General features: G+C 72.3%; 12 protein-coding genes and 1 pseudogene. 7 read left to right on the top strand and 6 right to left on the bottom strand.

Annotation, left to right across the window (positions count from 1 at the left end):
- Positions 1 to 120: 120 nt before the first annotated feature.
- Both ppdK and LG395_RS33005 read right to left on the bottom strand, forming a co-directional pair.
- Entirely contained in the window at positions 121 to 2,841 is a 2,721-nt protein-coding gene (gene ppdK / locus LG395_RS33010; protein WP_171156556.1) for a pyruvate, phosphate dikinase, read from the bottom strand.
- 418 nt (positions 2,842 to 3,259) lie between these two features.
- Positions 3,260 to 4,480 (bottom strand): ROK family transcriptional regulator, encoded by a 1,221-nt coding sequence (locus LG395_RS33005; protein ID WP_171156554.1) that lies wholly within the window; start codon positions 4,478 to 4,480, stop codon positions 3,260 to 3,262.
- 120 nt (positions 4,481 to 4,600) lie between these two features.
- Between LG395_RS33005 and LG395_RS33000 the strand changes: the two genes are divergently transcribed.
- From LG395_RS33000 to LG395_RS32985, 4 genes and pseudogenes are all read left to right on the top strand, one after another.
- The gene (locus LG395_RS33000; protein ID WP_225812294.1) at positions 4,601 to 6,184 is read left to right on the top strand and encodes an MGH1-like glycoside hydrolase domain-containing protein; all 1,584 of its coding nucleotides are present in this window, start codon (positions 4,601 to 4,603) and stop codon (positions 6,182 to 6,184) included.
- Positions 6,181 to 8,118 carry an amylo-alpha-1,6-glucosidase gene (locus LG395_RS32995; protein WP_171156550.1) on the top strand — a complete coding sequence of 646 codons (1,938 nt, stop codon included), beginning with the start codon at positions 6,181 to 6,183 and terminating at the stop codon, positions 8,116 to 8,118. The genes LG395_RS33000 and LG395_RS32995 overlap by 4 nt, the downstream gene beginning before the upstream one ends.
- 98 nt (positions 8,119 to 8,216) lie before the next feature.
- Positions 8,217 to 8,405: pseudogene (locus LG395_RS32990) on the top strand (dihydrofolate reductase family protein); the annotation flags it as partial.
- A 111-nt stretch (positions 8,406 to 8,516) separates the two neighbouring features.
- Positions 8,517 to 10,307: an alkaline phosphatase family protein gene (locus LG395_RS32985; RefSeq protein ID WP_225812293.1), complete on the top strand. Its 1,791-nt coding sequence runs from the start codon at positions 8,517 to 8,519 to the stop codon at positions 10,305 to 10,307.
- A gap of 59 nt (positions 10,308 to 10,366) precedes the next feature.
- Here the strand turns inward: LG395_RS32985 and dusB are convergent, their stop codons facing one another.
- A complete protein-coding gene (gene dusB / locus LG395_RS32980) occupies positions 10,367 to 11,497 on the bottom strand; it encodes a tRNA dihydrouridine synthase DusB (protein ID WP_171156549.1) in 1,131 nt (376 codons plus the stop codon).
- 170 nt (positions 11,498 to 11,667) lie between these two features.
- Here dusB and LG395_RS32975 point away from each other — a divergent pair, with 170 nt between their 5' ends.
- The gene (locus tag LG395_RS32975) at positions 11,668 to 13,119 is read left to right on the top strand and encodes an MFS transporter (RefSeq protein ID WP_225812292.1); all 1,452 of its coding nucleotides are present in this window, start codon (positions 11,668 to 11,670) and stop codon (positions 13,117 to 13,119) included.
- An 83-nt stretch (positions 13,120 to 13,202) separates the two neighbouring features.
- On the opposite strand, the gene LG395_RS32970 is transcribed toward LG395_RS32975, so the two are convergent.
- Entirely contained in the window at positions 13,203 to 14,072 is an 870-nt protein-coding gene (locus LG395_RS32970) for a helix-turn-helix transcriptional regulator (protein WP_225812291.1), read from the bottom strand.
- A 190-nt stretch (positions 14,073 to 14,262) separates the two neighbouring features.
- Between LG395_RS32970 and LG395_RS32965 the strand changes: the two genes are divergently transcribed.
- Positions 14,263 to 15,690, top strand: a complete 1,428-nt coding sequence (locus LG395_RS32965; protein WP_171156539.1) for an MFS transporter — start codon at positions 14,263 to 14,265, stop codon at positions 15,688 to 15,690.
- A 17-nt stretch (positions 15,691 to 15,707) separates the two neighbouring features.
- Here the strand turns inward: LG395_RS32965 and LG395_RS32960 are convergent, their stop codons facing one another.
- Positions 15,708 to 16,313: a TetR/AcrR family transcriptional regulator gene (locus LG395_RS32960; RefSeq protein ID WP_171156537.1), complete on the bottom strand. Its 606-nt coding sequence runs from the start codon at positions 16,311 to 16,313 to the stop codon at positions 15,708 to 15,710.
- Between the two features lie 25 nt (positions 16,314 to 16,338).
- Positions 16,339 to 17,349 carry an aldo/keto reductase gene (locus LG395_RS32955; RefSeq protein ID WP_225812290.1) on the bottom strand — a complete coding sequence of 337 codons (1,011 nt, stop codon included), beginning with the start codon at positions 17,347 to 17,349 and terminating at the stop codon, positions 16,339 to 16,341.
- A gap of 182 nt (positions 17,350 to 17,531) precedes the next feature.
- Between LG395_RS32955 and LG395_RS32950 the strand changes: the two genes are divergently transcribed.
- Positions 17,532 to 18,575 carry a chitinase gene (locus LG395_RS32950; RefSeq protein WP_225812289.1) on the top strand — a complete coding sequence of 348 codons (1,044 nt, stop codon included), beginning with the start codon at positions 17,532 to 17,534 and terminating at the stop codon, positions 18,573 to 18,575.
- Positions 18,576 to 18,624 lie beyond the last annotated feature (49 nt).

Genomic DNA, 18,624 nt, shown 5'->3' with positions numbered 1-18,624 from the left:
TCAGCGCACAGAGGGGCGACACCCCCCGCACCGGGGTGTCGCCCCTCCTCTTTCGTGCGCCGGAGCCGCCGCCGATCGGTGAGGGTCGGGGACCGACGGCGGCTCCGGGGACCGGGTGGGTCAGCGGTGGTCGCTGCCCGCCGACTGGGTGGCCGCGCGGCCCGCCTCCAGGCGGGCGACCGGGATGCGGAACGGGGAGCAGGAGACGTAGTCCAGGCCGGCCTCGTGGAAGAAGTGGACCGACTCCGGGTCACCGCCGTGCTCGCCGCAGACGCCGAGCTTGAGGTCGGGGCGGGTACGACGGCCCGCTTCGGCGGCCGCCTTCACCAGGGAGCCGACGCCGTCCTTGTCGATCGTCTCGAACGGGCTGACGCCGAAGATGCCCTTCTCCAGGTACGCCGTGAAGAACGAGGCCTCCACGTCGTCCCGGCTGAAGCCCCACACCGTCTGCGTCAGGTCGTTCGTGCCGAAGGAGAAGAACTCCGCCGCCTCGGCGATCTGGCCGGCGGTCAGGGCGGCCCGCGGCAGCTCGATCATCGTGCCGATCGCCAGCTTCAGCCGCGTACCGGTCGCCGCCTCGACCTCGGCGATCACCTGGTCCGCCTCCTCGCGGACGATCTCCAGCTCCTGGACCGTACCGACGAGCGGGATCATGATCTCCGCGCGCGGGTCGCCCTTGGCCGCCTTGCGCTCGGCCGCCGCTTCCGCGATGGCCCGGACCTGCATGGTGAACAGGCCGGGGATGACCAGGCCCAGGCGTACGCCGCGCAGGCCCAGCATCGGGTTCTGCTCGTGCAGCCGGTGCACGGCCTGGAGCAGGCGCAGCTCGTTCTCGTGCGGCTCCTGGCGGGACTCGGCGAGGGCCACGCGGACGGAGAGTTCCGTGATGTCCGGCAGGAACTCGTGCAGCGGCGGGTCCAGGAGACGGATCGTCACCGGGAGTCCGTCCATCGCCTCGAAGAGTTCGACGAAGTCCTTCTTCTGCAGGGGCAGCAGGGCCTTCAGGGACTCCTCGCGCTCGTCCTGGGTGTCGGCGAGGATCAGGCGTTCGACCAGCTCACGGCGGTCGCCGAGGAACATGTGCTCCGTGCGGCACAGGCCGATGCCCTGGGCACCGAAGCGGCGGGCGCGCAGCGCGTCCTCGGCGTTGTCCGCGTTGGCGCGCACCCGCAGGCGGCGCTTGCGGTCGGCGAAGGCCATCATGCGGTGGACCGCCTCGACCAGCTCGTCGGCGTCGTCGGCGCCCGGGTGCATACGGCCCTCGAAGTACTCCACCACCGGGGAGGGCACGACCGGGACCTCGCCCAGGTAGACCTTGCCGGTCGAGCCGTCGATGGAGATCAGGTCGCCCTCCTCCACGACGTGTCCGCCGGGCACCGTCATCCGGCGGCGCTTGGTGTCGACCTCCAGCTCCTCCGCGCCGCAGACGCAGGTCTTGCCCATGCCGCGGGCGACGACGGCCGCGTGGGAGGTCTTGCCGCCGCGGGAGGTGAGGATGCCCTCGGCCGCGATCATGCCGTCCAGGTCGTCGGGGTTGGTCTCCCGGCGGACCAGGATCACCTTCTCGCCCGAACGGGACCACTTGACCGCGGTGTACGAGTCGAAGACCGCCTTGCCGACCGCCGCGCCCGGCGAGGCCGCGATGCCCCGGGCGACCTGCTCGACCTTCGCCTGCTCGTCGAAGCGCGGGAACATCAGCTGGGCGAGCTGGGCGCCGGTGACGCGCTGGAGCGCCTCCGTCTCGTCGATGAGGCCCTGGTCCACCAGCTGGGTGGCGATGCGGAAGGCCGCGCCCGCCGTGCGCTTGCCGACGCGCGTCTGGAGCATCCAGAGCTGGCCGCGCTCGATGGTGAACTCGATGTCGCAGAGATCCTTGTAGTGGTTCTCCAGGGTCTCCATGATCTGCATGAGCTGGTCGTACGACTTCTTGTCGATCTGCTCCAGCTCGGCGAGCGGCACGGTGTTGCGGATGCCGGCGACCACGTCCTCGCCCTGGGCGTTCTGCAGGTAGTCGCCGTAGACGCCCTGATGGCCGGAGGCGGGGTCGCGGGTGAAGGCGACACCGGTGCCGGAGTCGGGGCCGAGGTTGCCGAACACCATCGAGCAGACGTTGACGGCCGTGCCCAGGTCGTGCGGGATGCGTTCCTGGCGCCGGTACAGCTTGGCGCGGTCGCCGTTCCAGGAGTCGAAGACCGCCTTGATGGCGAGGTCCATCTGCTCGCGCGGGTCCTGCGGGAAGTCCCGGCCGGCCTCCTTCTTGACGATCTTCTTGAAGGTGGTGACCAGCTTCTTCAGGTCCGCGGCCTCCAGGTCGGTGTCGACGGCCACCTTCTTGGCGGCCTTCGCCTTGTCGAGGGCCTCCTCGAAGAGGTCGCCGTCGACGCCGAGGACGGTCTTGCCGAACATCTGGATGAGGCGGCGGTAGGAGTCCCAGGCGAACCGCTCGTCGCCGGCCTGGGCCGCCAGGCCCTGCACCGACTTGTCGGACAGGCCGATGTTCAGGACCGTGTCCATCATGCCGGGCATGGAGAACTTCGCACCGGAGCGGACGGAGACGAGCAGCGGGTCGTCGGCCTGGCCGAGCTTCTTGCCCATCTTCGCTTCGAGGGCTTCGAGGTGCGCACTCACCTCGTCACGGAGTGCCGCGGGCTCCTCGCCGCTGTCCAGGTAGACCTTGCAGGCCTCCGTGGTGATCGTGAAGCCGGGAGGGACCGGGAGACCCAGGTTGGTCATCTCGGCCAGATTGGCACCCTTGCCGCCGAGCAGGTCCTTGAGGTCCTTGTTGCCCTCGGTGAAGTCGTAAACGAACTTCGCTGCCTGGGGTTCTTTGTTTTCCGACACGGGTCTCGACTCCTTGAGGCCACGGTGGCTGCCCTGATGGCGAGGAACATACCCAGATCGAAGGTGCCTGGGTACGGCCACTTGCGCGTCATGCGCCTGTAACCACCCGTCCGCCAGCGGATCGAAAGTCAAGGCTTGGCAAGCGAAGCGGGGCTTATGTTTTCACTTCTTGAAGACGGCGGTGCCCACAGGTGCAATTTTATGCTCATGTGAGCACGTCGTGGCACGACTGATTTCGATCGATGAACGATCAAGAGGTGGCACCGAGTGCCACCCCTTGAGGAAGTGCAGCCGTGCTTGATCCGCTCATCTGAGCGCAACCCTTATCAAGGGTGGCGAGAATCACGCTGCCACAGACCGCTCGGTTCCACCATGCGGACCGCCCCGCGGACACCCGCCAGGAGCGGTGACAGCCCTGTCACACACCCATCTCCGACAGCCGCTGCTCCACCCGGTCCGGCGCGTACAGGTGCTCCACCACCAGCGCGCCGGCGCCGATCAGCCCGGCCCGGTCGCCGAGCCGCGAGGTGACGACGGCCAGGTGGCCCGTGGAGCGGGGCAGCGCCCGCTGGTAGAGCAGCTCGCGCACGCCGGTCAGGAAGGGCGTTCCGGCCAGGTCACCCGCGATCATCAGCACGCCCGGGTTCAGCAGGGTCACGACCGTCGCCAGCACGTCCCCGACCTGCCGCCCGGCCTCACGGGCCAGCGCGGCGGCCTCCGGGTGCCCGGCGGCCAGCAGGTCCCGCACGTCCGAGCCGGAGGCGGCCGGCACCCCCGCGGCGGCCAGCCGGCGGGCCACGGCGCCGCCGCTCGCCACCGCCGCGAGACAGCCGTAGGAGCCGCACCGGCACAGCGCGTCGGCGCCGACGCGGATGTGCCCGATGTCGCCCGCGCCGCCGTCGACGCCCCGGTAGAGCGAACCGTCCACCACCACCCCGGCACCGATGCCCGTCGACACCTTGACCAGGACGAAGGCCCGGCAGTCGGGGTGCCCGGTGCGCTGTTCGCCGTACGCCATGAGGTTGGCGTCGTTGTCGACCAGTACCGGGACCGCGGGGGCTCCGGTGCGGTCGGTGAGGGCACGGGAGAGCCGGCCCGGTATGTCGTAGCCGTCCCAGCCCGGCATGATCGGCGGCTGGACCACCCGGCCCGTCTCGCTGTCCACCGGGCCCGGCACCGCCAGCCCGATCCCGCACACCTCCCCGGCGCTCCGCCCCGCCTTGGCCAGCAGCTCGGCGAACCAGTGGCCCAGCTCGCCGAGGACCGCGTCGGGGCCGTCCTCGACCACCAGCGTGCCGGCCTGCTCGGCGAGGATCTCGCCGGTCAGGGTGAGGACGGCCGCGCGGGCGTGCCGGGTGTCCAGGTCGGCGGCGAGGACCACGGCGTGGGAGTCGTCGAACTCCAGGGTGATGGAGGGGCGTCCGCCGAGCGGCGAGTCGACCGGGCCGCCGGCGCCCTCGCGCAGCCAGCCCGCCCGGAACAGCCGGTCCAGGCGCTGGCCGACGGTGGCCCGGGACAGTCCGGTCGCCTGCTGGAGCGCGCCGCGTGTCACGGCCCGCCCGCTGCGCACCAGTTCGAGCAGGTCGCCGGCACCCGCCTGGCTCCCGCTCTTGCCGGTCCTTCCCGGACGTCCGGTCATGCGCACCCCCTTGTGCTTCTCAAGTTTGCCTTACATATTGAGTTTTGCGTGTTAAATAGGCGTAACCCTACGGTGGCCGGGGCTGAACCGCGTCGGCCGGACGTCTTCGGGGAGCCCCGAGTGGACCGCACCGCCCAGCTCACTGCCCGTTCCACCCCGTACGAGACGGCATACGATCCACCGGCCACGGCCGCCACCCCGGTCCCGACGTCCCTGCCCGCGAGGGCCGCCGGGGTGCTGGAGGCGAACTGGACCGGCGCGTCGACGGTGCCCTCCCGCGCCCTGTACCCGCACCAGTGGTCCTGGGATTCGGCGTTCATCGCCATCGGGCTGCGGCACGTCTCGCCCCGGCGGGCCCAGACGGAACTGGAGACGCTGCTCGCGGCCCAGTGGGCCGACGGCCGCGTCCCGCACATCGTGTTCAACCCCTCCGTACCGCTCGACGCGTACTTCCCGAGCCCCGACTTCTGGCGCTCCTCCACCGCCGGGCGCACGGCGGGCGCCTCGCGCACGCTACAGACCTCCGGCATCGTGCAGCCACCAGTGCACGCGCTGGCGGCCTGGCTGGTGCACCGCGCCGACCCCCGGCTGTCCCGGGCCCGCGGCTTCCTGGCCCGCGTCCACCCGCGGCTGGCCGCCTGGCACCGGTACCTGCTGCACCGCCGGGACCTGGGCGGTGCCGGACTGGTCTGCGTGGTCCACCCCTGGGAGCAGGGCATGGACAACAGCCCCTGCTGGGACGCCCCGCTGGCCCGGATCACCCCGGCCCCGGCCCACTCCTTCCGTCGCGCCGACCTCGAGCACGGCGCGGCCGGGGACCGGCCGACGGACCTGGACTACGGGCGGTACGTGCGGCTGGCCGCGGACTACCGGGACGCCGGGTACGCGGACGGCGGCGGCGAGTTCGCCGTGGAGGACCCGGCGTTCAACGCCCTCCTCATCGCCTCCGAGCTCGCGCTGGCCCGGATCGCCGAGGAACTGGGGGCGTCCGGCTCCGCCCGCCGGGCCCGCGCGCACCGGCTGACGGCGACGCTGGTGGAGCGGCTGTGGGACGCGGAGGCGGGGATGTTCCTGTGCCGGGACCTGCGGGACGAGGACGCCGCCCCCGTGCGGGGTCACTCCGGTCCGGGGCAGGATCCTTCCGGCACCGGCCCCGCGCCCCTCCCCTCCCCCGGGCACGGCGGCTCGGGGCGTTCCCGCCTCCTCCGCGAGCGCGCCGTCTCCGGATTGGTGCCGCTGGTCCTGCCCGGACTCCCCCGCGGCATCGCCGCCACCCTCGTCCGTACCCTGCGCGGGCCGCACTTCTCGGTCGGTGACCGCACCCGGCTCGTGCCCAGTTACGACCTGCTCGGCGCGGCCTTCGACCCGCACCGCTACTGGCGCGGGCCGGCCTGGTTCAACACGGGCTGGCTGCTGGAGCGGGGCCTGCGCACCCACGGTGAGACGGCGGCGGCCGACGCCCTGCGCCGGGCCGTGCTGGACCTCGCCGGCGCCACCGACTTCGCGGAGTACGTCGACCCGTACACCGGCGCGCCCTGCGGAGCCGGCGGCTTCAGCTGGACGGCGGCCCTCGCGCTCGACCTGTGCCACCGGCCGGCCGCGCACCACGAGCGTCAACATCTGGACAAGAGCGGACAAAAAGGCGTACCCCCCACGGACACCGGAACGTTCGACAGGAGTGACAGAGGAGGGGACCGGGAATGACGGACCGGCATCATCTGCTCGTGCACGGCGCCACCTTCGCCGCCGTGGGCGACCGTGGCGACATCAGCGGGGTGCGGGGCGGCAGTTCCCCGGACGGGTTGTTCGTCCGGGACGCCCGGCACCTCAGCCGCTGGCAGCTCACCCTCGACGGCGCGGTGCCCGAGGTGCTCACACCGGTCACGGACGGGGACGAGGCCCGCTGTGTGCTGGTCCCGCGCGGCGGCCGGCAGGAGCCCCCGGCGTACACCCTCTTCCGTGAACAGGCCGTCGGGGACAGCTCCTTCGTGGAGTCCGTGAAGGTCACCAGCAACCGCCCGGTGCCCACCACCGTGCGGCTCGCGCTCACCGTCGACGCCGACTTCACCGACCAGTTCGAGCTCCGCTCCGACCACCGCACCTACGCCAAGCCCGGCGCCCTGCGCTCCCGCGACGTCCTGCCGGACGGCATCGAGTTCACCTACCGGCGCGCCGAGTGGCGGTCCTGTACGACCATCACGGCCGACCCGGCCCCCGACGCCGTGGAGGAGACCGGCACCGGCGCCCGCCGCCTGGTGTGGACCCTCGGCCTCGCGCCCCACGGCACGACCGAGCTGCTGCTGCGGGTGATCGCCCGCCCGCACGGCGAGAAGCGCGCCCTGCGCGTGCCCCGCGCCCCCGCCGCCGTACAGGAGCACCTCCTCGCCGAGGAAGCCCGCTTCACGGAGGGCGTGGCCTTCCCGACCGGCTGGCCTGAGCTGGCCGCCGCCTGCGCCCGGGGCCTCGCCGATCTGGCGGCGCTCCAGGTCCCGGCCACCGGGCCGGACGGCGAGGACCTGCGCGTACCGGCGGCCGGCGCCCCCTGGTTCCTCACCCTGCTCGGCCGCGACGCGCTCCTCACCTCCCTGTTCGTGCTGCCGTACCACCCCCGCTCCGCCGCCGCCACGCTCCTCGCCCTGGCCGCCACCCAGGCCACCGGCACCGACGGGTCCCCGGTCGCCCAGCCCGGCAAGATCGTGCACGAGGTACGCCACGGCGAGCTGGCCCACTTCGGCCAGGTGCCGTTCGGCCGCTACTACGGCTCGGTCGACGCCACCCCGCTCTTCCTGATCCTGCTCGGCGCGTACGTCGAGCGGACGGGGGACACGGAGCCGGCCCGGCGCCTGGAACCGCACGCCCGGGCCGCCGTCGGCTGGATGCTCGACCACGGCGGCCTGACCTCGCGCGGCTACCTCGTCTACCGCGCCGACGAGGGCGGCCTCGCCAACCAGAACTGGAAGGACTCGCCCGGCGCGATCTGCTGTGCCGACGGCACCCGGCCCACCGGCGCGGTGATGGCGGCGGGCGCCCAGGGCTACGCTTACGACGCGCTGCGCCGCACGGCCGGGGTGGCGCGGACGGTGTGGGGGGACGAGACGTACGCCGCGCTGCTGGAACAGGCGGCGGCCGACCTCCGGGACCGGTTCCAGCGGGACTTCTGGATGCGGGAGCGGTCCTTCCCGGCGCTGGCCCTGGACGGGCGGGGCCGGCAGATCGACGCGCTGGCGTCCGACGCCGGGCACCTGCTGTGGTCGGGGCTGCTGGACAAGGAGTACGGCGAGGTGGTGGGCCGGCGGCTGCTGGAGCCGGACTTCTTCTCGGGCTGGGGCGTCCGCACGCTGGCCTCCGGCCAGGCCGCGTACCACCCGCTGTCCCACCACCGGGGGTCCGTCTGGCCCCATGACAACGCGCTGATCGCGCTGGGCCTGGCGCGGTACGGGCTGCACGACGAGGCCCGCACGGTCGCCCACGCCCTGATCGACGCGGCGACGGTGGGCGGGCACCGGTTGCCGGAGGTACTGGCCGGGTACGGGCGTGCTCCGCACGGTTCGCCGGTGCCGTATCCGCACGCGTGCGGGCGGGGTGCCCGGTCCGCCGCCGCACCGCTCGCCCTGCTGACGGCGGTGGGGGGCGCCTAAGGGTCTTTCGTCCGGATCAGGCCGGATCAGGCCGGATCAGGGAGCGGTGCCAGGGCCCGCGGGCCCGGAACGATCCGAACGAGAGGCCCCGGTGCTCCGGCGTCACCACCATCCGGCAGTTCCTCGACGCCGGCCTCGTCGACACCGTGCAGGTGGCGGTCTCGCCGGTGGAGCCGGGGTCCGGACTACGTCACCGGGAGTCACCCGATGAGCTGCTCGACCGGTTCCGCCTGGAGGCCCTCCCCAGCCCGAGCGGCGTGGCGCGCCACCTGTTCCGGCACAGATGAGGCGAGGGCCATCCGAGTCCAGGCTGCGACGGGTCGTACCGCCCGCTGTGTTGACCAGGTGTTTGCCCGGCGGTCCTGAACGGTGCCCGGCCGTGGGCCGTACGGGAGGGCATGAGCGCGCTCCAGCCTGCCTCTGCCGCCGCCTCTGCCGATTCCTCCGCCGAGGGTGTGCCCGAAGAGGTCACCGAACCCGCCGTACGCACGTTCCGCCGTCCCTGGGCCGCGTGGTCGGCCTGGCGCGGGCGCTGGCGGGAGGGGCACCCGGAAGCCGCGCGGGCCCTGTCCGTCACCGTCACCGTGCTCGCCGCCGCGCTGGTCGTCGCCGCGCTGGTGATGCCGAACACGGTCGTCCGGCTGGGGCCCGCGAAGTTCCTCCGCATACCCGCCGAGGCCGTCATCGGGGCGGCCGTGCTGCTCGCGCTGCCGCGGCGGCCCCGGGTGGTGCTGGCGGCGGTGTCCGGGGTGCTGCTCGGGGCCATGACCGTGCTCAACGCGCTGGACATGGGGTTCGGCCAGTACCTCGGCCGAGACTTCAACGTCGTACTGGACTGGGGTCTGTTCGGGGACGCGGAGTCGTATCTGGAGGACTCCCTCGGCCGGACGGCCACCCTCGCCGCCGTGGCCGGACTGATCGTGGCCGTCCTGCTGCTCTTCGTGCTGCTGGCCCTCGCGATGGTCCGGCTGGGCAACCTCCTCGCCCGGTACCCCGGCACCGCGACCCGCGGCACCCTGGTCGCCGGGGTCGTCTGGATCACCTGTTCCTCGCTCGGGCTCCAGGTGGCGGGCGTGCCGATCGCCTCGTCCCGCACCGCGAACGCGCTGAAGGTCCAGGCCCGCCGGGTGTCCGACACGCTGAAGGACGAGGCGGAGTTCCGGAAGGTGGCCCGGGTCGACGCGTTCGGGAACACGCCGGGCAGCCAGCTGGTCCCCGACCTGCGCGGCAAGGACGTGATCTTCACCTTCATCGAGAGCTACGGCCGCAGTGCGATCGAGGACCCGATCATGGCGCCCGGCGTGGACCGGGCCCTCGACGTCCGCACCAAGGCGCTGGCTAGGGCGGGCTACCACGCCAAGAGCGGCTGGCTGACCTCGGCGACGTACGGGGGCAGCAGCTGGCTCGGCCACTCCACCACCATGTCGGGCCTGTGGATCAGCAACCAGCAGCGCTACCGCACCGTGATGGCCAGTGACCACCTCAGCCTGACGGAGGCGTTCCGGAAGACCGGCGCGTTCGACACGGTCGGGGTCATGCCGGGGGTGCAGAAGGGGTGGCCCGAGCAGAAGTGGTACGGCCTGGACAAGGTCTACAACGCCTTCCAACTCGGCTACCGGGGGCCGAAGTTCAGCTGGTCCACCATGCCCGACCAGTACGCCCTCCAGCAGTACCAGGAGCGGGTGCACAGCAAGCCGCCGGCCGCCGGCAAGGCACGGATGTCCCTGCTCATCCTGACGTCCAGCCATCAGCCCTGGGCGCCCATCCCCAAGAGGGTCGACTGGGACCGGCTCGGCGACGGCTCGGTCTTCAAGGACATCCAGGCGGCGGGGAACAAGCCGGCCGACGTCATCGCCGACACCACCAGGTCCCGCGAGGAGTACGGCAAGTCGGTCCAGTACTCGGTGACCGCGCTGACCGAGTGGCTGGAGCGGTACGGCACCGAGGACACCGTGCTGGTCTTCCTCGGCGACCACCAGCCCATCGCCCGGGTCAGCGGCAACCACGCCAGCCGTGACGTGCCGGTGTCGATCGTCGCCAAGGACCCCAGGATGCTGGACAAGATCGCCGACTGGAACTGGACGGACGGGCTCCGTCCCGCCCACGACGCCCCGGTGTGGAAGATGAGCTCCTTCCGCGACCGCTTCCTGACGGCCTACGGCTCCACTCCGCACCCGAAGAACGGCTGAGGCGGCCGGGGTCCGGGAGCGGAGCCCCGGCGGGGGCCGGGGCGCAGCCCCGGGGGCGCTCACCCACCCGACGTGTCGAGCTCCGCTTCCTCGGTGATCCCGGAGCAGTCGTACGGATCCTTCAGCCACCCGTCCGGCAGCACCACCCGGTTGTTGCCGGACGTACGCCCCCGAGGCCCCTCCGCACCGGCCGGCCACGCCTGGTCCAGATCCAGCTCGTCCAGCCCCGCCCGCAGTTCCTGGAGCGACGACGTGATCGCGAGCCGCTTGCGCATCTCGGACCCGACCGCGAACCCCTTCAGGTACCAGGCGACGTGCTTGCGGAAGTCGACCACACCCTTGGACTCGTCCCCGAGCCACTCCCCGAGCAGGGTCGCGTGCCGCACCATGACGTCGGCGACCTCCCGCAGCGTGGGCCGCAGGAAGTCGTCCCGTCCCTCGAACGCGGCGACCAGGTCCGCGAAGAGCCAGGGCCGCCCCAGGCACCCGCGCCCCACGACCACGCCGTCGCACCCGGTCTCCCGCACCATCCGCAGCGCGTCCTCGGCCGACCAGATGTCACCGTTGCCGAGCACGGGGATCTCCGGCACGTGCTCCTTCAGCCGCGCGATGGCGTCCCAGTCGGCGGTGCCGCCGTAGTGCTGGGCGGCGGTGCGGCCGTGCAGGGCGATGGCCGTCACGCCCTCCTCCACGGCGATGCGGCCGGCGTCGAGGTAGGTGATGTGGTCGTCGTCGATGCCCTTGCGCATCTTCATCGTCACCGGCAGGTCACCGGCCCCGGACACCGCCTCCCGCAGGATCGCCCGCAGCAGGTTCCGCTTGAACGGCAGCGCGGACCCGCCGCCCTTGCGCGTCACCTTCGGCACCGGGCAGCCGAAGTTCAGGTCGATGTGGTCGGCCAGGCCCTCCTCCGCGATCATGCGGACGGCCTTGCCGACGGTCGAGGGGTCGACGCCGTACAGCTGGATCGAGCGCGGCTGCTCGCTCGGGTCGAACCTGATCAGCTGCATGGTCTTCTCGTTGCGCTCGACCAGCGCCCGAGTGGTGATCATCTCGCTGACGAACAGCCCCTTGCCGCCGCTGAACTCCCTGCACAGGGTACGGAAGGGCGCATTGGTGATCCCCGCCATGGGTGCGAGCACGACGGGCGGTGTCACGGCGTGCGGGCCGATGGAGAGCGGGTGGGTCATCGTCAGGACTCCGGAGGATCTACGGCACGGGACGGACAGGGGAACTCTGGGCAAGCACCCATTGTCCCTCACCCGCCGGGCGGCTCCGCCGGCGCCACCGGCCGGCACCCGGAGACCATGTATGACTCATTAGTTAGACGCACTATTGAGTTCGGCGTACGATGGGACCCATGCCAGAGCTGAGCCCTCGCCGACGCCTGCTCGTGCTCCTGATCTGCTGTATGAGCCTGCTGATCGTGAGTCTCGACAACACCGCGCTGAACGTGGCCCTCCCCTCCATGCAGCGCGACCTGCACGCCACCACCTCCGGCCTGCAGTGGACGATCGACGCCTACACGCTGGTCCTGGCCTCGCTGCTGATGCTGGCGGGCTCCACGGCCGACCGCATCGGCCGCAAACGCGTCTTCATGGCGGGCCTGGTGGTGTTCACGGCCGGCTCCGCGCTGTGCTCCGTCGCCCCGAACCTGGAACTGCTGATCGTGTTCCGCATGGTCCAGGCGGTGGGCGGCTCGATGCTCAACCCGGTCGCCATGTCGATCATCACCAACACCTTCACCGACGCCCGCGAACGCGCCCGCGCGATCGGGGTGTGGGGCGCGGTGGTCGGCATCTCCATGGCGGCGGGCCCGCTGGTCGGCGGGCTGCTGGTGCAGTCGGTGAGCTGGCGCTCCATCTTCTGGGTCAACCTCCCGGTCGGCCTCGCGGCCCTGCTGCTCACCCTCCGCTTCGTCCCGGAGTCGCGCGCGCCCAAGGCCCGCCGTCCCGACCCGGTCGGACAGGTACTGGTGATCGCCCTGTTCGGCTCGCTGACGTACGCGATCATCGAGGCGCCGGAGTCGGGCGCCGGCCCGGTGGCGCCGTTCGCCGTGGTCGCCGTGGCCGCGCTGCTGGCCCTCCTGTGGTACGAACCCCGCCGCGACGAACCCCTCATCGACCTGCGCTTCTTCCGCTCGGCCCCGTTCAGCGGCGCCACCGTGATCGCGATCAGCGCGTTCGCGGCCCTCGGCGGCTTCCTGTTCCTGTCCACCCTGTACCTGCAGAACGTCCGCGGCCTGGACGCCCTGCACGCGGGCCTGTGGATGCTCCCGATGGCCCTGCCGACGTTCCTGTGCGCCCCGCTGTCCGGCCGCCTGGTGGGCAGCCGCGGCCCACGCCTGCCGCTGCTGGTGGCGGGCACGGCGATGACCGCGAGCGGTGTGCTGTTCGCCGCGTTCGAGGCGGAGACCTCCGACATCACCCTGCTGCTCGGCTACGTTCTCTTCGGCATCGGCTTCGGCTTCGTGAACGCGCCGATCACCAACACGGCCGTCTCCGGCATGCCGCGCACCCAGGCCGGTGTCGCCGCCGCCGTCGCCTCCACCAGCCGGCAGCTGGGCCAGACACTCGGCGTCGCGGTCGTCGGCGCCGTCCTGGCCTCCGGCATCGGCTCGTCCCCGTACCGGCAGGTGTTCGTCTCGGCGGCCCGCCCCGGCTGGTGGATCCTCACCGCCTGCGGCCTGGCCGTCCTGATCCTCGGCTTCCTGACCAGCGGCCACTGGGCCCGCCGCACCGCGGAACGCACGGCAGAGAGCCTGAGCTCCCCGGAGGTCCGCCAGGTCGTGGAAACCGCGAAGCAGGCGTAGCGGCGAGGCCCGGCGGCCGCCGTCCGGGAAGCCGGCCGGCGCGGCCCGCGCCCCCACCGCCACCGGGGTGGCAGACCGAGGGGTCAGCGGGCGCGGGCGATCTCGTACAGCCTCTCCAGCCGCTCCCGGGTCTCCTCGTTCCTCGGTGTGTACGTGACCATCCGGGCGCCCACCTCGGGGGCGAGCCACAGGTCCGTGTGCTCCAGGCTGAGGAGGCCGACGTGGGGGTTGAGGAACTCCTTGGACTTGGAGCGGGTGTCGACCACCTCGTAGCGCCGCCAGTTCTCGCGGAAGGCGGGTGACTCGTCCAGCCGTTTCAGGAGCACCTTCCAGGCGGGCTCGCCGAGATGGCCGGCCAGGGCGGCGCGCAGCCGGGCCGCCATCAGGCGCTGGGTCTTCTCCAGGTGGACCACCGCCGCCTGCCACTCCCTGTTGGTGTGGACGAGCAGCATGCAGTTGCGGTCCTCGGGCGGCACCGCGTCCAGGTCGCCCAGGAGGCGGGCGTAGGTGCGGTTGTAGGCGAGGATGTCGTACCGGCTGTTCTGGATGCAGGCCGGGATCGGCTCCAGCCCGGTCAGCATCGCGCGCAGCGCGGGGGTGACGCTCGGGCAGTTCGCCGCCGGGGTCGGGTCCGTCGCGCCGGCCAGCTGGAAGAGGTGGGCGCGTTCGCTGGCGTCCAGGCGCAGGGCGCGCGCGAGGGCGTCGAGGACCTGGACGGAGACCTGGATGTCACGTGCCTGTTCGAGCCAGGTGTACCAGGTGACGCCGACCGCGGAGAGGTGGGCGACCTCCTCGCGGCGCAGCCCGGGGGTGCGCCGGCGGGCCCCGCGCGGCAGGCCCACCTGCTCCGGTGTGATGCGCTCGCGTCTGCTGCGCAGGAACGCGGCCAGCTCGTGCCGACGGATCTCCGCTCCCCGGGCGGGCGCCCGGGTTTCCTGGACCGAGGTCGTCATGGGTCCAGGGTGCCGGTCGGGCCAAGCTGTTTCCAGGTGCTTCCAGTACCAGGACAAGGACCGCCGACCACCAGCATGACCCGGAGCCCGGCCCGGAATCCGCCCCGGCCCCCGGGTGGTGCCGGGTAGTCCGGCTACCAGGATGAGGAGACTCTGGTACCAGCCTGGGCGGTCTTCCAGGCTCGGGAGCATGAGTGAAACCGTCACCGCCCCCGCCGTCCGGCCGACGGCGGCGCCGCCCGCGCTGACCGGGCCCGGGCTGTTCACCGTCCTGCTGGCCGCGGCGCTGCCGCTGGTCGACTTCTTCATCGTCAACGTCGCGCTGCCGACCATCGGCGCCGATCTCGCCGCGGGCGAGGCCGTGCTGGAGCTGGTCGTCGCCGGGTACGGGGTCGCGTACGCCGTGCTGCTCGTGCTCGGCGGGCGGCTCGGGGACCTGTTCGGCCGGCGCCGGCTGTTCCTCGCCGGGATGGCCGCCTTCGGGCTCACCTCACTGGCCTGCGGGCTCGCGCCCGGCGCCTGGAGCCTGGTCGCGGCCCGGGTCGCGCAGGGCGCCTCGGCCGCCGCGATGCTGCCGCAGGTGCTCGCCACCATCCAGTCCGCCACGAGCGGCACGCGCCGGGCCAAGGCCATGAGCCTGTACGGCGCCACGGCGGGGCTGTCCATGGTCGCCGGGCAGATCCTCGGCGGGGTGCTGGTCGCCGCCGACATCGCCGGGACCGGGTGGCGGGCCATCTTCCTCGTCAACGTGCCGGTGGTCGTGCTGGGACTCGTGCTCGCCGCCCGGTTCGTGCCGGAGACCCGGTCGCACCACCCCGAGCCCGTGGACGGGCCGGGCACCGTGCTGCTCGCGGTCTCCCTGCTGACGCTGCTCGCGCCGCTCACCGAGGGGCGGGCGGCCGGCTGGCCGCTGTGGACCTGGCTGTCGCTGGCCGCGTTCCCCTTCGCTGCGGGCGCGTTCTGGATGGTGGAGCGGCGGGCGGACCGGTCGGGGCGGACGCCGCTGGTGCCGCCGAGCCTGTTCCGGGTGCCGTCGATGCGGCGCGGTCTGGAGCTGATGGTGCCGTTCTCCATCGGCTTCAGCGGGTTCATGTTCATGATCGCGCTCGCGTTGCAGCAGGGTGCCGGGCTCGGTCCGGTGCCGGCCGGGCTGGCGCTGGCGCCGATGGCCGTGGCGTTCCTGCTCGTCTCGCTCGCCGGGCCCCGGCTGATCGCCCGCTTCGGCACCCGCGTGGTCACGGCCGGGTCGGTGCTCCAGGGGGTGGGCGTGCTGCTGATCGTGCTGGCCGCGTGGCGGGACTGGCCGCGGCTGGACATCGTCTCCCTGCTGCCGGGCGCGGCGGTGGCCGGCGCGGGGCAGGCGCTGCAACTGCCCAACATCATGCGGCTGGTGATGTCGGAGGTGCCGCCCGCGCGGGCCGGGGTCGGCAGCGGGGTGATGGTGACCACGCAGCAGTCGGCGCTGGCGCTGGGCGTGGCGACGCTGGGCACGCTGTTCCTGACCCTGGTACCGCACGTGGGCATGCGGGACGCGCTGGTCGGCACGTTGCTGGTGCAGCTGGCCGGGATCGTGCTGACGGGGCTGCTGAGCCTGCGGCTGCCGCGGACCGTGGGCTGAGGCGGTTCGCCTCCGGCTCAGCCCTGGCCGTCGGCCGTGCGCAAGCCCCGTACCAGCAGGTCCACGACCGCCTCGAACTCCTCGTCGATGCCCGGCGCGGTCCACTCCCGGGCGTGACCGGGGTCGTGGAAGCGGCTGGTGGCGTGGAAGACGGCACGGGCCGCGATGGCCGGGTCGGACAGCGGGAAGGCGCCCGCTTCGACGCCCGCGGCGATGATGCGGGTCAACTGGCCGGTGAGGTCGGCTATGTGGTCCCGGACCACGCCGCCGAGTTCCTCCACCAGCACGCTGTAGGTGGCGAACAGCTCGGGATCGTCGCCCGCCTTGTGCCGCTTGGCGGCGAACAGGGCGGCGAGCCAGTCCCGCAGCCGCTGCTCCGGTGACCGGTCGTCGGCGCCGGCGATCCCGGCGAGCCGCTGCGCGGTCCGGTCCAGCCAGCGCTTGGTGACCGCTTCGCGCAGCGCCGCCTTGGTGCGGAAGTGCCGGTAGACGCTGCCGTGGCTGACGCCGAGCGCGCGGGCCACGTCGACCACGGTGGCCTTGGCGGGCCCGTGGCGGCGCAGCACCTCCTCGGTGGCTTCGAGGATGCGCTCGGCGGTCAGGGTCTCGCTGGTCGGTGGCATGACTAGACGGTACCCGGCGTGCCGGTCACCGCTCGCTGTCGAGCTGGGCCATCTGTTCCGAGGCGTACCGCTCGCCGGCCGCCGCGTCCGCCGGTACGGCGCGTTCGATGGCGGCGAGGTCGTCCGCGTCCAGCGTCACGTCCAGCGCGCCCAGCGCTTCGCCGAGCCGCTCGCGGGTGCGGGCGCCGACCAGCGGCACGACGTCCTCGCCGCGCGAGAGCACCCAGGCGATGGCGATCTGCGCGACCGTGACGCCCTTCTGCTCCGCGACCTTGCGCAGGGACTCGACGAGGGTGAGGTTGTGCTGGAGGTTGTCGCCCTGGAAGCGGGGCGAGTGGGCGCGGAAGTCGTTCGCGGCGAACTGCCGGCCGGCCGTGACGTGGCCGGAGATCAGTCCCCGCGAGAGCACGCCGTACGCGGTGACGGCGATGCCCAGTTCCCGCAGGGTGGGCAGGATCTCCCGCTCGGGGCCGCGGGAGATGAGCGCGTACTCGATCTGGAGGTCGCAGATCGGGGCGGTGGCGGCGGCCCGGCGGATGGTGTCCGCGCCGACCTCGCTGAGGCCGATGTGCCGGACCCAGCCCTTCTCGACCAGTTCGGCGATCGCGCCGACGGTCTCCTCGATCGGCACGTCCGGGTCGAGCCGGGCCGGGCGGTAGACGTCGATGTGGTCGACGCCGAGGCGCTGGAGGGAGTACGCGGCGAAGTTCTTCACGGCGGCCGGGCGCCCGTCGTAGCCGGACCAGCCGCCGTCCGGATCGCGCAGGGCGCCGAACTTCACGCTCAGCAGCGCGTTGTCGCGCAGCCCTGCCGGGGCGGAGCGGAGCGCCTCGGCGATCAGCAGCTCGTTGTGTCCCATGCCGTAGAAGTCGCCGGTGTCGAGCAGGGTCACTCCGGCGTCCAGCGCGGCGTGGAGGGTGGCGATCGACTCGGCGCGGTCCGCCTCGCCGTACATGCCGGACATGCCCATGCAGCCGAGGCCGAGGGCGGAGACCTGGGGGCCGGTGGTGCCGAGGGTTCGGGTTCGCATCGTCATGACACCACTCTCGCATGACAGCTGACAGATTTCAATATCTGTCACTCCAATCTTGTCAGCGGCTCCCCGCGCCCACCGGCGCCCCTCTCGATCGATTGGTCCAGACCTATTGACGAGAGGTCTGGACCACCCGCACTGTCATGACTACGACACCTCACCGCACCCCCACCGGGAGGCTCCGCATGATCAGACGACTGCTCGCCACCGCGCTCACCGCGGCGTTCCTCGTCCCCCTCGGCATCGCCACCGCGCCCACCGCCTCCGCCGCCGAAACCTGCGCGGTGAAGCCGAAGCCGGCGGGGAAGGTGCTCCAGGGGTACTGGGAGAACTGGGACGGCGCTGCCAACGGGGTCCACCCGCCCTTCGGCTGGACGCCGATCACCGACTCCCGCATCGCCGCGCACGGCTACAACGTGATCAACGCGGCCTTCCCGGTGATCCGCTCCGACGGCACGGCCCTGTGGGAGGACGGCATGGACGCCGGCGTGAAGGTGGCCACGCCTGCCGAGATGTGCGCGGCCAAGGCGTCCGGCCAGACGATCCTGCTGTCCATCGGCGGCGCGGCGGCCGGGATCGACCTCAGCTCCTCCGCCGTCGCCGACCGCTTCGTGGCGACGATCGTGCCCATCCTGAAGAAGTACAACTTCGACGGCATCGACATCGACATCGAGACGGGCCTGGTCGGCAGCGGCAGCATCGGCCAGCTGTCCACGTCCCAGGCCAACCTGATCCGCATCATCGACGGCATCCTCGCGCAGATGCCGTCCGGCTTCGGCCTGACGATGGCCCCGGAGACGGCGTACGTCACCGGCGGCAGCGTCACCTACGGCTCCATCTGGGGCGCGTACCTGCCGATCGTCAAGAAGTACGCCGACAACGGCCGTCTGTGGTGGCTGAACATGCAGTACTACAACGGCAGCATGTACGGCTGCTCCGGCGACTCCTACGCAGCCGGCACGGTGCAGGGCTTCACCGCCCAGACCGACTGCCTGAACAAGGGCCTGGTGGTGCAGGGCACCACGATCCGGGTGCCGTACGACAAGCAGGTGCCCGGCCTGCCCGCCCAGTCCGGCGCGGGCGGCGGCTACATGTCCCCGTCGCTGGTCTCCCAGGCGTGGAAGCACTACGGCACGTCGCTCAAAGGCCTGATGACGTGGTCGGTCAACTGGGACGGCGCGAAGAACTGGACCTTCGGCGACAACGTCAAGGCGCTCCAGGGCCGCTGAACCAGGGGCGGACACACGGATGCCGGGCGGCCCCGCATCGGCGGGCCCG

The organism is Streptomyces spinosus (assembly GCF_020400655.1).
In the GTDB taxonomy this organism is placed as follows: domain Bacteria; phylum Actinomycetota; class Actinomycetes; order Streptomycetales; family Streptomycetaceae; genus Streptomyces; species Streptomyces argyrophylli.
Note: the sequence above shows the minus strand (reverse complement) of the source record. Positions and strands in the feature narration are given on the sequence as shown.

Excerpts from the sequence above, each read along its gene's own strand:
- LG395_RS33005 (WP_171156554.1), bottom strand. The coding sequence starts at position 4,480 with ATGACCGGACGTCCGGGAAGGACCGGCAAGAGCGGGAGCCAGGCGGGT.
- LG395_RS32995 (WP_171156550.1), top strand. The coding sequence starts at position 6,181 with ATGACGGACCGGCATCATCTGCTCGTGCACGGCGCCACCTTCGCCGCC.
- LG395_RS32985 (WP_225812293.1), top strand. The coding sequence starts at position 8,517 with ATGAGCGCGCTCCAGCCTGCCTCTGCCGCCGCCTCTGCCGATTCCTCC.
- dusB (WP_171156549.1), bottom strand. The coding sequence starts at position 11,497 with ATGACCCACCCGCTCTCCATCGGCCCGCACGCCGTGACACCGCCCGTC.
- LG395_RS32975 (WP_225812292.1), top strand. The coding sequence starts at position 11,668 with ATGCCAGAGCTGAGCCCTCGCCGACGCCTGCTCGTGCTCCTGATCTGC.
- LG395_RS32970 (WP_225812291.1), bottom strand. The coding sequence starts at position 14,072 with ATGACGACCTCGGTCCAGGAAACCCGGGCGCCCGCCCGGGGAGCGGAG.
- LG395_RS32965 (WP_171156539.1), top strand. The coding sequence starts at position 14,263 with ATGAGTGAAACCGTCACCGCCCCCGCCGTCCGGCCGACGGCGGCGCCG.
- LG395_RS32960 (WP_171156537.1), bottom strand. The coding sequence starts at position 16,313 with ATGCCACCGACCAGCGAGACCCTGACCGCCGAGCGCATCCTCGAAGCC.
- LG395_RS32955 (WP_225812290.1), bottom strand. The coding sequence starts at position 17,349 with ATGACGATGCGAACCCGAACCCTCGGCACCACCGGCCCCCAGGTCTCC.
- LG395_RS32950 (WP_225812289.1), top strand. The coding sequence starts at position 17,532 with ATGATCAGACGACTGCTCGCCACCGCGCTCACCGCGGCGTTCCTCGTC.